Origin of the sequence: Pseudomonas sp. zfem001, assembly GCF_032621725.1 — a bacterium.
Lineage (GTDB): Bacteria > Pseudomonadota > Gammaproteobacteria > Pseudomonadales > Pseudomonadaceae > Aquipseudomonas > Aquipseudomonas sediminis.
The window spans coordinates 377,576-390,023 of sequence record NZ_JAVYJI010000005.1 but is presented as its reverse complement, the minus strand read 5'-3'; the positions used below and the strand labels follow the sequence as shown (position 1 = coordinate 390,023).

Here is a 12,448-nt window from a genome sequence, read left to right as displayed (position 1 = left end):
AAAAAATGAGTCTCGACATTCACCTTGAAGCCGATGAGCGACTCTCAATAACCACTGTCCATACGACATTGATCGAACTCGGCGTACTGGATACAGACAATGACGACCATACGGTGGAAGGAGTTTTCGAGTCCGGATTATCAGTGAGCGCCGCGTGCGAACTAAATGACCATACGCTATACGCGGAAGACACTAAAGGCATGAACTTCCCTGTAGCTATTCGCTGCTACATACGAATAAAAGGGCCGGAGCCAGAAGGTTTTTCTGCACTTGGTGATCTAGAGCGTTTTGTAAAAATCCTTACAGCCAAGACCGATGCTAATTTTGTGGTTTCATTCCAGTACGAAACAACATTGTATTGGAGAAATAGCGATGGTTTGCAGGCCGCCTAACTAGTGGTTCAAAACGTTCGCTTCGCTCACTGGGACGGGCTAAAGCCCGCCCCTTAACCAAACGTTATACGCACAAGGAAGAACGCAAATGAGCATACTCTCCGGCCCGCTTGGATCTCACAAGGGATACATCGCATATATTGCCTTGCCGAACTGCTCAGACTATTTCGATCTCTGCGATCTACAGCGAGAAAAGGAAACATATCAAGCCACTCGCAGCAAGTACGAGCGGCTGCGGCTATTCCTGAATGCAGCTGAGTCACTCAATAATATTCCAGAATATATATTTCACGAATACAAGCCAGCTTACGGCTGGAGCAGGGAATCCGAAGTCAGGAGCCTGCTAGCTAAAGAATCAAAAATACACGAAACAATTAACACCTTGGCCAATGGCTACAAACACTGCGTACGCAATCCGCCTCACAAAGCGGGTCAAATCAAAGAAATCGACGCAGGTGATTTTCAGGAAATAAAGATCATAGTTACCTCACAGCTGAGCACGCCTGTAAGCCTGGATGTTTCATACTCATTCGAAAGCATAGAAGATGAAGGAATGCTTGCCGAAGCATTTCGTTTTTGGGTTGATTACCATAACCATCAAGACCTATCCCGGCTTCTCGGTGTGCGCGTATAACAATGGTCTCAAATCGCTCACTTCGTTCGCTGGGACGGGCTAAAGCCCGCCCCTTAGCTTAATCGTTATGTGTCTCTATGAATAATCGAAAAATCTTCTCGGAAGAACGGATGTTTCACGATCTGGCTCAAGCTCAAAGCCTAATTGGGAAAACCCTAGCAGGCGTAAGGAATGTTCAGTATTACTTCGAGTCCGAAAAGGTAACCGATGATATAGGCGACATTGAGTGGCGCTGCACTGATGGAACCGTTGTTTCAATGTTCTTGCTCACAAATGGTGAGAGTGTGGGTGCAGACACCTTGCCCGCTGAAGTACCTCTGGCTTTCGATCTTCAAGTAGGTGAGCGATGCTCATGGCAAGCCGAAGACCTTCTTTCAGCGCTAACCGCAAATCACTTGGTAGGTGAAAATATTACGAGCGTACAGGCTCACGTGGACTACCATATCAATTATGGCTACAAAGTTTTATCTGGATTCAAAGTGGCATTCGAGTCTGGAGAATTTATTTTGTACTATAACTGTGGCGATGATGGTGCTGCTCTACTTAACCAATTACCCAGCACCTCGGAAAGCATCAAGAGCGAATTTCTAGAATCTCTGTTGTGACACATAACAAACAACTGGTTCAAATCGCTCGCTACGCTCGCTGGGACGGGCTCAAGCCCGCCCCTTAACCAAACGTTAGGTATCATATGAAAAATCCTGAGTGGACTTCTAGAGGCAAGACAATAGCCGTCTTGATTAAGGAGCTACTCTCGTTTGAAGATCAAGAAATGGAGGTAAGGATATCGCTTGATGGTGGTGACTCGTCATTACCAATTTCCTTAGTTGGCAAGTCCAATGGCAAATACGCCGTACTCCAGAACTGCCAAGATATTCCAACCCCGATCAGGCATCGTGATGAAACCTAACAAGTCGCTGAAATCGCTCACTTCGTTCACTGGGACGGCGTGCCGCCGCCCCTTAGCTTAATCGTTAGCCAGCTAGGGAAAGCTCAATGCAACTACACATCGTTTACACCGAAACCAATATGCTGCTATCAAAGCATCCATACACGTCTTGGCGTGAAATTCAGGACGAGTACGAGAGCTATAAAACTTCGCTAGGCCCTTGGGAACATGACGAGGTGATCGAGTATTTGGCGGATGAGCACCCGAATCTTTCCCCTTCGGCTCAAGAGCAGGTCGGGGCCTTTCTAGTGGAGGCCAGCATTGTCAAAACACTTACGTTTTGCGAATAGCGGCAAGCTGCCTAACAAATGGTTCAAACCGTTCGCTTCGCTCACTGGGACGGGCTAAAGCCCGCCCCTTAACCAAACGTTAGGCACACAAGAAAAATGAACGCAGCATACAAAATATTTACTGACTGTTCGTCAAAAGAAGCTGCGGCAAAAGTGGCTAAGCGATATTTTTTAACCATTGGGTCAGAACCAAGCACACTTACTATCGCCCCCTATCACAAGGGCGGTTTTTTGATTGCTGGGGCTATACCTATATCTGCCCATAATTGGCCAGAAGTAATATTTGAAGCACTATCTATAGCCCAAAATGTAGGTAGAGCATGGGTAATAACAGGGAATATCGATGAAGAACTAGATGCTTGGTCAAACGACTCGGCCATTTCGGGTGTCTCATCAATACAACTACAGGTCGTCCGTGCATGCGCCTAACAAGTCGCTTAAATCGCTCACTTCGTTCGCTGGGACGGGCTAAAGCCCGCCCCTTAGCTTAATCGTTAGGCATCAAGGAGGAATCATGCAGTGCTTTAACCATCCAACAGAAGCCATTGGTATCTGCAAACACTGCCAGCGCGCATTATGCCTGGACTGCTGCACAGATTTAAACGATGGACTTGCATGCAAAGGCGTGCATGAAGCAGAAGTAACCCATTTGAATACGCTGATTCAAAACACTAAAAAATCTTACTCATCATCACCTAGGGCATCATTGTTTGGCCCTATATTCAATATATTCATAGGAATCTCCTTCCTCGGGTTTGGCATAAAAAATGGAAGCGAGCCATTTCTAATGACGCTCGGCGCAGGCTTTATAATTTTTGGCTTAGCCATAATCGCATACAACACCAAGTACTTCAGAAAAATAACCACGAACTATGACGCCTAACAACTGGCTCAAATCGTTCGCTTCGCTCACTGGGACGGGCTAAAGCCCGCCCCTTAACCAAACGTTATAGTACTACCGTGCGCATTGCCTTAATAATTCTCATAGCCATCACATTAAGTGGCTGCATATCTGCAGATTACAAATTCGGCAAATACTGGGTGCTTGACGAAAAAATCCCAACAACAAATAACACCGCCGCTTCACAGTGTGCGAAAAACAAAATAGGAACCAATGGCGCAACGTCGTCATCAAGTCAAATAATCGCACCTTACTTTATTCCCCTGTTCTATCTTTCGCAAAATCCAGACAAAGAAATAGTCGTCACAATAGAGAATAAAACCTGTCCAGAGTTATCTATCAAGGCTGACAACAAAGAAAATTTACCCTACACCGCGCACAATCTAAATAGCGGACATTGCAGAATAGACATTCCACAGCCAAGGCGCACTGAGAAAATCATAATCCAGACGTTAAACTCTAAGAGTAAATGTGAAAACTATGCGGTAATGTTGGTTAAAAAAAGTTTTTTCTGCGTTCGACAAACACAGTTCGGAGGTTCTCCAAGCTGTAAGAAAGCTCTATAACAATAGATTCAAACCGTTCGCTTCGCTCACTGGGGCGTGCTAAAGCCCGCCCCTTAACCAATCACTATAAGTATTTAGTGTGTTTACTCAGCTACAAGTGGGTCATGAAATGAAAAAGAAAGTAAAACGATCAAGATTGCGGAGGGCCTTTAATTCGCTTTGCGCGGCCCTGCTTGTGGTCTCTGCAATTTACATAATGGCTATCGGTTTCAGCACCGTTGCCATGGCAGCCATGGCTATCTCCGTTGCTGGAGCAGCTGTACTTCCTGTTCAGAGCAGCGAGGGAGTTCTGGAGGTGATAACCGGCACCCTTGAAGCCATGATCGATGGTGTCCTCGCAGTTATCGAAGCTATAACGAGTGCGATCGCTAGCTTGTTCAGTTAGAAATGGAGCCGCTAGTTCAAACCAGCTCGCTGGTTCCGGCTAAAGCCCAGCCCTTAACTAATACGCTATCGAGCCTCTAAAATGACACCTCTGCCATCATCCTGGGCCAGTGCCTGGTCAGACCTTGGCCTACAGCCTCCGTCAGGTCTGTTCGAGCAGCTCGTTCGTGCCTATGAGGAGCCGCAGCGGCACTATCATTCGCTGCAACACCTGCGCGAATGCCTGATGCATTTCGAGCAGGCGCGGCATCTGGCGCAGCAGCCGGGGGAGGTGGCCATCGCGCTCTGGTTCCATGACGCCATCTACGACGTGCGCGGCAAGGATAACGAGCGCCTTAGCGCAGATTGGGCCATCCGGGTGCTTGCGAGCTGTCACGCCAGCCAGGCGACGTTGGCGCGGGTCGAGCAACTGATCATGGTCACCCGGCATGATGCGACGCCGAGCGAGCCGGATGAGCAGTTGTTGGTGGATATCGACCTGGCCATTCTCGGCGCCACGCCGGAGCGTTTCGCCGAATACGATGCTCAGGTGCGCGCCGAGTACGCCTGGGTGCCGGCCTTTGTCTATCGCATGAAGCGGCGCAGCGTTCTTCAGTCATTTCTGGCGCGCCCAACCATCTACAGCACGGATCATTTCAGGGCGCGCCACGAGGCGCAGGCGCGGAACAATCTGGCCGGCGTCGTTTGAAGGCGACTCAATAGCGGAGCCCACATCGCATGCTGCGTAACAAGCGTTCTATGCTGTGAATGGTGGCGTTTCGACAGGGGAGCGAAAGTGCCGTTGTTCAATGCCTTGCTGCGTGCGCTTGACCCTTTGCATGGAGTGCCAGAGGCGACTCGGCAGGCGTTCGCCTGCTGGTACCTGCAAGCGAAGATTCCGCAGATCCGCTACGTGGCGTTTCTTACCACCGGGTTGTATCTGATCTATGCCGCCATCGAGCAGAACGTCGAGACCGATCAGTCTGTCGCGCGGCTGATCTGTCATGCGTTGTTGGTGCCAGCAGCGTTGCTGAGCATCGGCTTGCTGAGTTTCCAACCCAAGCGACAGCCCTTGATGCTGGGGTTACTGACAGCCGCTCCAATTTTCTCGGTACTGGCCAACCTCTACTTCAACTTTGGTTCGCCGCGCTTTGCTTTCTACGCGCCGGAGATTTACCTCAACCTGATGTGGACCTTCGCCATCTCCGGTCTAACGCTGAAGCGCGCGATGCTCACGTCGTTGGTTTCGCTGGCGGCGATCCTGCTGGTCACGCTGGAGCACTCGCTGACGCCCGGCATGCAGCGCCTGCACCTGATCTGGATTCTGGCGTCGTTCTCCTTTGGTCTGCTCAGTGCTTTTCTGCTGGAGAAGGCGCACAAACGTATGTTCCTGCACCAGGACAGCCTGGCCTTGAGCGCCAGCATCGATAGTCTGACCGGCCTGTGGAATCGCGCGCGCACTCTGCATTTTCTGATCGAGGAGGTGGCAAGGGCCAATCGCTACGGCACGCCGTTCTCGGTGGTGCTGATTGACATCGACCACTTCAAGAGCGTCAACGACACCCATGGCCATGCCGTGGGCGACAGCGTGCTGCGGCAGTTTGCCGGGTTGTTGCGCGACGGCGTGCGAGTCATGGACAAGGTCGGCCGGCTCGGCGGCGAGGAGTTTCTGATCATCCTGCCGGAGATCGATGCGGCGCACGCCGAGCGCGCCATGCAGGCTCTGCAGAAGCGCATCAACGGTTTCGCCTTCGACCGTGTGCAACGCAAGAGCGCCAGTTTCGGCATTGCCGAGTATCGCCCTGGCGAGAGCCTGGACAGCCTGATGGAGCGTGCGGACCAGGCGATGTACCTCGCCAAGGCCAATGGCCGCGACCGTATCGAGATACTGTGAACTCGGGCCTGAACCGCGCATGAGCGGTCGGGGTCGAAATCGCTACACCCCTTCCAGTGGAGAGCGTCATGCAAAGAGCGGCACATTTTCTTCTCGCGGCTGCGGCCATTCCCCTGCTGTTGGCCGGCTGCGCGACATCTTCCAGCGAGCAGGATGCCAAGGTGACCGAGCAATGGTTGGGGCGTTGGAACGGGCCAGAGGGCACTTACCTGGATATCAGCGGCACGCCGGCTGACTACCGCCTGACCATCGCCAACCTCGACGGCCCGCGACGGTTTGTCGGCCGTGCGCAGGGCGCGAAGATCGTCTTCGTGCGCGATGGCGTGGTGGAGAGCGTCAGCGCCACCGACGGCGAAGCCACCGGCATGAAATGGCTGCTGGACAAGCAGAACTGCCTGACTGTGCGCAGCGGTGAAGGTTATTGCCGCGACTGAATCGTTACCGGTATATGCCAGAATGACGGCCTTCAACGGCTTACGAACTGTGCATGAAAATCCTCAGCCTGCGCCTCAAGAACCTCAATTCCCTCAAGGGCGAATGGAAGATCGACTTCGCTGCCGAGCCTTTCGCCGGTAGCGGTCTGTTCGCGATCACCGGGCCGACCGGGGCGGGCAAGACCACCTTGCTCGACGCCATCTGCCTGGCGCTGTACCACCGCACGCCGCGCATGAGCACGCTGTCGGCCAGCGGTAACGAGCTGATGACCCGGCACACCGCCGATTGCCTGGCCGAAGTCGAGTTCGAGGTAAAAGGGCAGGGCTACCGCGCCTTCTGGAGCCAGCGCCGCGCGCGGGACAAGGTCGACGGTGCGCTACAGGCGCCCAAGGTGGAGCTGGCGCGTATCGCCGATGGTGAAATTCTCACCGACAAGATTCGCGAGAAGGAAAGCCTGACCGCCGAGCTGACCGGCCTGGATTTCGAGCGTTTCACCAAGTCGATGCTGCTCGCTCAGGGCGGCTTTGCGGCGTTTCTCGAGGCCAATGCGAACCAGCGCGCCGAGTTGCTGGAGGAGCTGACCGGCACCGAGGTCTATGGGCAGATATCCCAGCAGGTTTACGAACGCACCAAGGCCGCCGAACAGGCGCTGGGCCTGCTGAAGAGTCGTGCCCAGGGCATGGAGCTGCTGGACGAGGCGCAGCGTGCCGAATTGCAGGCCGAAGCCGAGCGCCTGGCGCAGGAACAGGCCCCGTTGCAGGCTGAGCAACAAGCGCTGCTGGCTGGGCAGCGCTGGCGTGAGGCGTTGCAGCGAGCCGAGCAACAAACCGGCGAGGCGGCGCGAGGGTTGGAGCAGGCCCAGCAACGTCAGGCTGCTGCGGCCGATGACGTACAGCGTCTGGCTGCCAGCGAGCCGGCAGCGCGGTTACAACCGCTGCACCAGGCCTGGCAGCAGGCGCAGCACGACAGTCAGCAGGCTGAGCGCGGTCTGTTCGCACTGCGTGAGCAGATGCAAATGTGTGCCGAGCGTGAACAGCAGGCGCTGTGGCAGGCCAGCCATCATGCGGGACACTGGCGTGAGCAGCGGCACATCGCGTTGACGCAGGCGCAGTACCAGCACGCCGAGGTTCAGGCCTGGCTGAGCGAGCGCAGTTCGCATGCGCGCCTGGGCGAGTTGCTCAGTGGCTGGGACGAGCGTTTCACGCAACGGGCCAAGGCTGAGCAGGCGCTGCAGACAGCGCAAACGCGTCTGAACGACTCCGCTGCACAACTGACGGCCTTGCAGCACCAGCGTGACGAGCAGGGTGTGCGTCTGACCACGCTGCAACAGCAGGTGCAGCAAGCGCGCGACGCCGAGGGGCAGCGGCAGGGCGCCTTGCAGGCTCTGCTGGGCGAGGCAGGAGAGACGGGCTTGCGCCAGGACTGGCAGCGCCTGCAAGCGCGCAGCCGGGTGTTTGATCGTTTGCAGCAATTGGCGCAGAGCCGCGAGGCTTTGACCGTAGAACTGGCCGAGCTGCCCCCGCGTCTGGCTGAGCTGCAGCGCCGGCAGGCGGACAAGAATACCGAGATCAACGCCCTGCGCGAGCGTTACAAGGCACTCAAGCAGCAGGTCGTCGACAAGGAAAAGTTGCTGGAGCAGGAAAAACGCATTCAGGATCTGGAGGCCTATCGCGCCCGCCTGCAACCGGGCGATGCCTGCCCGCTGTGCGGCTCGCACGAGCATCCGGCGATCAGCGAGTACCAGGCGCTGAACGTCTCCGCCACCGAGCAGGCGCTGGTGCAGTGCCGCAGTGAGTTGGCCGAGCTGGAGAGCCAGGGCGCCAATCTACGTGACGAGCTGACCCGTCTCGCCGCGCAGATCGAGCAGGTGCAGCAGCAACAGGCTCAGGCCGAGGCGCAATTGCTGCCGCTGGATCAGCAGTGGCAGCAGCAGCTGAGCGAACATGACATTCGCCTGCAGGACGTCGCCGAGCTGGTGGGTGTGCAACAGCAGCACGAGCAGGAATTGGCTGCGCTCCAGGCGCGCCTGGAAGCAGCGCAGGCACAGCAAACCGAGTTGCAGCGTCTACGCGAGTTGCGCGAAAGCGCTGAGCGCGAGCAGGCTGAGGCCGAGCGACAGCAGGCAATACTCAGTCGTGATCTGGACAACACCCAGGCGCGCCTGGCCGAGCAACAGGCTCATCTGAGCGCGCTGCAGACTGAATTAGCGCAACAGGCCCAGGCACTGTTGGCCAGCCTGCAAGGCTTCGCCAGCGAGCTGCCGGCCGACGGCGCAGGCTGGCTCTCCCAGCAGAAAGCCGCCTGGCACGCCTGGCAACAGACGCAGGCGCGTGAGCAGCAGTTGCTCGAACTCACGCGCGAGGCGCAACGACAACTGGACGAAGCTCAGACGCAGGCCGAGCACTGGCAGCAGCGTTGGCAGGACGCAGGTGCGCCGAGCCTGGCGACCCCGGAACCGCCAGCCGATCCGCAGCAGGCCCTGCGTGAATCCGCCGAGCGGTTGGCCGCGACCCTGCGTGAACGCGATGGCCTCGCCGGCAGCGAGCAAGCCCAGGAGGCCTTGCTGGCGCGTGAGCAACAACGTCTGCAGAGTTGTCAGCAGGCTTGGCAACAGGCGCTGCTGAGCAGTCCTTTCGCCGACCAGACGGCGTTCGAAACGGCACTGTTGAGTGAGGATGAACGCCTGCGCTTGGTGCAACTCAAGGCGGATCTCGATCGTGCGCACACCCAGGCCTCGACCCTGCTGGCGGCGGCTCAGGCCGAGGTGCAGCGCCTCACGGCCGAAGCGCAAACCGCCTTGAGCCTGGAGCAGTTGGCCGAGCAGCTCCAGGTATTGCAGGAACGCTTGCGCGCCCTGAGCGAGCGTCAAGGCGAGCTGCGCGCGCAGTTGCAGGCCGACGAGGCGCGGCGCAGCAGCCAGCAGGCCCTGTTCGCCGAAATCAGTGCGCAGGAGAGTGAGCAGCGCCTGTGGCAACAGCTCAACGGCCTGATCGGCTCGGCCGACGGTGCCAAGTTCCGCAAGTTCGCCCAGGGCCTGACCCTCGATCACCTGATCCACCTGGCCAACCGCCAATTGACGCGCCTGCACGGCCGGTACCAACTGGCGCGCAAGGGCAGCGGTGAACTCGAGCTGGAAGTGCGCGACACCTGGCAGGCCGACGTGGCGCGCGATTGCCGCACGCTGTCCGGTGGCGAGAGTTTCCTGGTCAGCCTGGCGCTGGCGTTGGCGCTGTCCGATCTGGTCAGCCACAAGACCAGTATCGACTCGTTGTTCCTCGATGAAGGCTTCGGCACCTTGGACGGCGAGACGCTGGAGGTGGCGCTCGATGCGCTGGACAACCTCAACGCCAGCGGCAAGACCATCGGTGTGATCAGCCACGTCGAGGCGATGAAGGAGCGTATTCCCGTGCAGTTGCGGGTGCACAAGGGCGTTGGCCTCGGTTACAGCCGGCTCGACGCACGTTTTGCGGTGAAGGAAGGAGCGTAGTGATGCTGATGCGAGCGAAGGATTCCACCCTGCTGGTGATCGATCTGCAGGAGCGGCTGCTGCCAGCCATCGACGGTGGCGCGGCAGTGGTCGAGCAAGCCACCTGGCTGGTGCAAGTGGCGCAGCGCCTGCGCGTCCCGGTGATCGCCACCGAGCAGTATCCGAAGGGGCTGGGTTATACCGAGCCGGGCCTGCATGAGCTGCTGCCGGGCGATGGGTTGCGGGAGAAGATTCATTTCTCGGCAACCGCCGGGGCTGGAGTGTTCGACTTGCCCGGTGGCGAGCGCAGGCAGTTCGTCGTCTGCGGCACGGAAACTCATGTTTGCGTACTGCAGACGGTAATGGGCCTGCTGGCGGCCGGGCGTGAGGTATTCGTGGTCGACGAGGCGGTGGGATCGCGCCGGCCACGCGACAAGGCCTTGGGGCTGGCGCGCATGGAACGTGCCGGCGCGGTGATCGTTTCGCGCGAGATGGTCGCCTTCGAGTGGCTGGAGCAGGCCGGCACCGAGCTGTTTCGCGAGGTCAGCAAGGGCTTTATTCGCTGATCATTGACTGCTCATTTCTGGTTCCCCGCCTTCGCGGGGATGACGACTGTCTGGAGTCCTCGTCATTTCCGCGCAGGCGGGAATCCAGGCGCCACGTTTTTTCGGTTATGGCGCGGCATCTTCCGGCACGGGTTGGTAGTGGCCAGCCTGCAGGTCGTCGAAGTACTTCTGGTAACGGCCGTCGTCGCGGAATTGTTGCAGGCGAGCGTTGAAACGTTCGCGTAGCGCTTCGCTCTGCGCCAGGCGCTTGGGCAGCATCAGGTAACTGAGGTTGACCAGCAGCGGTTTGGGGTGGTGGGTGATGCGCTCGGCATCGGCGCTGGAGAACTCGTTACGCAGCGCGGCGTAGCCGACGTTGAGCTCCTGCGGGTAGAGCACCACGCGCTCCTTGAGCAGCTTCTCGAAGTTCTGCCGGTCGCTGGACACTCGTTCGATGCGCACCTTGCCTTCGGCGAGAAAGGCATCGAACGCCGGCCCATAGCTGTATTCCAGGCCGCCGCCGAGGGTCATGCCGCTGAGGTCGTCGAAGCGCTGCCAGTCGAACGGCTGGGTTTTCAGGTGGAAGAACACGAACTGTTCGTTGAGCAGTGGGGCGCTGAAGAGAAAGTCGGCCTCACGCTCGGTCTTGTGCATCCATACCGCGGTGGCGTCGAACCGGCCTGCGGCGGCTTCGGCGTAGGCGCGGGGCCAGGGCAGGAAGGTGAATTCGACACGGTAGCCTTCCTCGGCCAGCAGGTCGCGCAGCAGGTGGGCCACTGGCCCCTGGTGTTCGAGTCTGGCTGACAGATAGGGCGGCCATTCGCCGGCGCTGATCCGTAGCAAAGGTGCCTCTGCAGCCCCAAGCGGGCTGCAGCAGAACAGGCTAAACAGCACAATCAACAGGCCGTGACGCATCTGTAGTCCTCGACGGCTCGGGCAACAGGATGATGGCACTTTAAGGGTTTTGTCCTGTTGATCCCAGTCATGCCGCTGGCTGCCAGGCAGTGCAATGATCGAAGTCTGGCGTCTGACCTGGTGAGCGCAAACGTGCACCAAATTGCTGCAGACGACTCAGGGCGAATATGCCTATGCTTGGAGCAGGACAATAAGTCGGTGACAAACCGCGGATCGAACGCCTGCTCTCAGGCGTTCCGGTGATGGAGTCTGGTTTTTGCACAAAGCGCTGCATTACTGCCTGCTCTGGCTGTTGGTCGGCACCTGCTACGGTGCCCAGCCAACCTTGACGTTCTGTCATGAAGATCAGAACTCCTACCCCTGGGTCATGACCGACGGCACTGGCCTCAATCTGGAATTGCTCGGCTTGGTACAGCAAGCGCTGGCGCTGCAGGTGGTGTACGTGGCGGTACCCTGGAAGCGCTGTCTGTCAGGCATGCAGCAGGGCCTCTATGACGGTGCTTTCGCTGCCAGCCTCAAATCCGAGCGGCTGCAGATGGGCCATTACCCCACCGATACCGATGGCCGCGCGGATGCCGCCAGGCGTTTGCACACCTCGCGTTATACCCTGTACCGCCGCGTCGGCAGTGCAGTGTCCTGGGATGGCCAAGGTTTCAGCCAGGTGAATGGCCGCGTCGGCTCGCTCAGTGGCTTCTCCATTCGCGATCTGCTGCTGGCGCACGGGCTGGAGGTGGATGAATCGAGTCGCGATCCACTGGCGCTGTTACAGATGCTGGTGCACGGTCGGGTCGAAGCAGTCGCCTTGCAGACCATGCGCGGCGATTTCGTCTTGCAGGCCAATCCGCAGTTGGCCCTGCGGGTGGAGAAACTGCCGCAACTGCTCGAGGAAAAGCCCTATTACCTGATGTTGTCCAACGCGCTGCTGGCACGTGACCCCGAGTTGGCCGAACGAATCTGGGCCGAGGTGCAGCGTCAGCGTGAGTCGCCGGCCTATCTGGGGCGGGTGGCGACTTACATGTCGCGGCCCTGAAACGCGCAAAAAAGCATGCCGTGGCTATTCCCGCGGGGCACTGGCCTGGCTAGAGTCCGCTGCTTCCA

General features: G+C 57.8%; 13 protein-coding genes. 12 read left to right on the top strand and 1 reads right to left on the bottom strand.

The window, feature by feature from the left end:
- Window positions 1-5: 5 nt before the first annotated feature.
- The 11 genes from RTH74_RS18230 to RTH74_RS18180 all read left to right on the top strand — a co-directional run bounded on the left by RTH74_RS18230 (window position 6) and on the right by RTH74_RS18180 (window position 10,456).
- A complete protein-coding gene (locus tag RTH74_RS18230) occupies window positions 6-392 on the top strand; it encodes a hypothetical protein (protein WP_316915566.1) in 387 nt (128 codons plus the stop codon).
- Window positions 393-480: 88 nt separating this feature from the next.
- A complete protein-coding gene (locus RTH74_RS18225) occupies window positions 481-1,026 on the top strand; it encodes a hypothetical protein (RefSeq protein ID WP_316915565.1) in 546 nt (181 codons plus the stop codon).
- 110 nt (window positions 1,027-1,136) lie between these two features.
- Window positions 1,137-1,631, top strand: coding sequence for a hypothetical protein (locus tag RTH74_RS18220; protein ID WP_316915564.1), 495 nt, complete (start codon window positions 1,137-1,139; stop codon window positions 1,629-1,631).
- 391 nt (window positions 1,632-2,022) lie between these two features.
- On the top strand, window positions 2,023-2,265 hold the full coding sequence (locus RTH74_RS18215; protein WP_316915563.1) for a hypothetical protein: 243 nt from the start codon (window positions 2,023-2,025) through the stop codon (window positions 2,263-2,265).
- Window positions 2,266-3,225: 960 nt separating this feature from the next.
- Window positions 3,226-3,732 carry a hypothetical protein gene (locus RTH74_RS18210; protein WP_316915562.1) on the top strand — a complete coding sequence of 169 codons (507 nt, stop codon included), beginning with the start codon at window positions 3,226-3,228 and terminating at the stop codon, window positions 3,730-3,732.
- Window positions 3,733-3,841: 109 nt separating this feature from the next.
- The gene (locus RTH74_RS18205; protein ID WP_316915561.1) at window positions 3,842-4,117 is read left to right on the top strand and encodes a hypothetical protein; all 276 of its coding nucleotides are present in this window, start codon (window positions 3,842-3,844) and stop codon (window positions 4,115-4,117) included.
- 81 nt (window positions 4,118-4,198) lie between these two features.
- On the top strand, window positions 4,199-4,804 hold the full coding sequence (locus tag RTH74_RS18200; protein WP_316915560.1) for an N-methyl-D-aspartate receptor NMDAR2C subunit: 606 nt from the start codon (window positions 4,199-4,201) through the stop codon (window positions 4,802-4,804).
- A gap of 87 nt (window positions 4,805-4,891) precedes the next feature.
- Window positions 4,892-5,989: a GGDEF domain-containing protein gene (locus RTH74_RS18195; RefSeq protein WP_316915559.1), complete on the top strand. Its 1,098-nt coding sequence runs from the start codon at window positions 4,892-4,894 to the stop codon at window positions 5,987-5,989.
- 68 nt (window positions 5,990-6,057) lie between these two features.
- A complete protein-coding gene (locus RTH74_RS18190) occupies window positions 6,058-6,423 on the top strand; it encodes a hypothetical protein (RefSeq protein ID WP_099526591.1) in 366 nt (121 codons plus the stop codon).
- Between the two features lie 53 nt (window positions 6,424-6,476).
- Window positions 6,477-9,911 (top strand): AAA family ATPase, encoded by a 3,435-nt coding sequence (locus RTH74_RS18185; RefSeq protein ID WP_316915558.1) that lies wholly within the window; start codon window positions 6,477-6,479, stop codon window positions 9,909-9,911.
- A 2-nt stretch (window positions 9,912-9,913) separates the two neighbouring features.
- The gene (locus RTH74_RS18180) at window positions 9,914-10,456 is read left to right on the top strand and encodes a hydrolase (RefSeq protein ID WP_316915557.1); all 543 of its coding nucleotides are present in this window, start codon (window positions 9,914-9,916) and stop codon (window positions 10,454-10,456) included.
- A gap of 105 nt (window positions 10,457-10,561) precedes the next feature.
- Here the strand turns inward: RTH74_RS18180 and RTH74_RS18175 are convergent, their stop codons facing one another.
- A complete protein-coding gene (locus RTH74_RS18175) occupies window positions 10,562-11,350 on the bottom strand; it encodes a substrate-binding periplasmic protein (RefSeq protein WP_106734581.1) in 789 nt (262 codons plus the stop codon).
- A 256-nt stretch (window positions 11,351-11,606) separates the two neighbouring features.
- Here RTH74_RS18175 and RTH74_RS18170 point away from each other — a divergent pair, with 256 nt between their 5' ends.
- Window positions 11,607-12,380 carry a transporter substrate-binding domain-containing protein gene (locus RTH74_RS18170; protein ID WP_316915556.1) on the top strand — a complete coding sequence of 258 codons (774 nt, stop codon included), beginning with the start codon at window positions 11,607-11,609 and terminating at the stop codon, window positions 12,378-12,380.
- Window positions 12,381-12,448: the final 68 nt, after the last annotated feature.

Bases quoted from the DNA above. Each gene is read 5' to 3' on its own strand.
- RTH74_RS18230 (WP_316915566.1), top strand. From the start codon at position 6: ATGAGTCTCGACATTCACCTTGAAGCCGATGAGCGACTCTCAATAACC.
- RTH74_RS18225 (WP_316915565.1), top strand. From the start codon at position 481: ATGAGCATACTCTCCGGCCCGCTTGGATCTCACAAGGGATACATCGCA.
- RTH74_RS18220 (WP_316915564.1), top strand. From the start codon at position 1,137: ATGTTTCACGATCTGGCTCAAGCTCAAAGCCTAATTGGGAAAACCCTA.
- RTH74_RS18215 (WP_316915563.1), top strand. From the start codon at position 2,023: ATGCAACTACACATCGTTTACACCGAAACCAATATGCTGCTATCAAAG.
- RTH74_RS18205 (WP_316915561.1), top strand. From the start codon at position 3,842: ATGAAAAAGAAAGTAAAACGATCAAGATTGCGGAGGGCCTTTAATTCG.
- RTH74_RS18200 (WP_316915560.1), top strand. From the start codon at position 4,199: ATGACACCTCTGCCATCATCCTGGGCCAGTGCCTGGTCAGACCTTGGC.
- RTH74_RS18190 (WP_099526591.1), top strand. From the start codon at position 6,058: ATGCAAAGAGCGGCACATTTTCTTCTCGCGGCTGCGGCCATTCCCCTG.
- RTH74_RS18185 (WP_316915558.1), top strand. From the start codon at position 6,477: ATGAAAATCCTCAGCCTGCGCCTCAAGAACCTCAATTCCCTCAAGGGC.
- RTH74_RS18180 (WP_316915557.1), top strand. From the start codon at position 9,914: ATGCTGATGCGAGCGAAGGATTCCACCCTGCTGGTGATCGATCTGCAG.
- RTH74_RS18175 (WP_106734581.1), bottom strand. From the start codon at position 11,350: ATGCGTCACGGCCTGTTGATTGTGCTGTTTAGCCTGTTCTGCTGCAGC.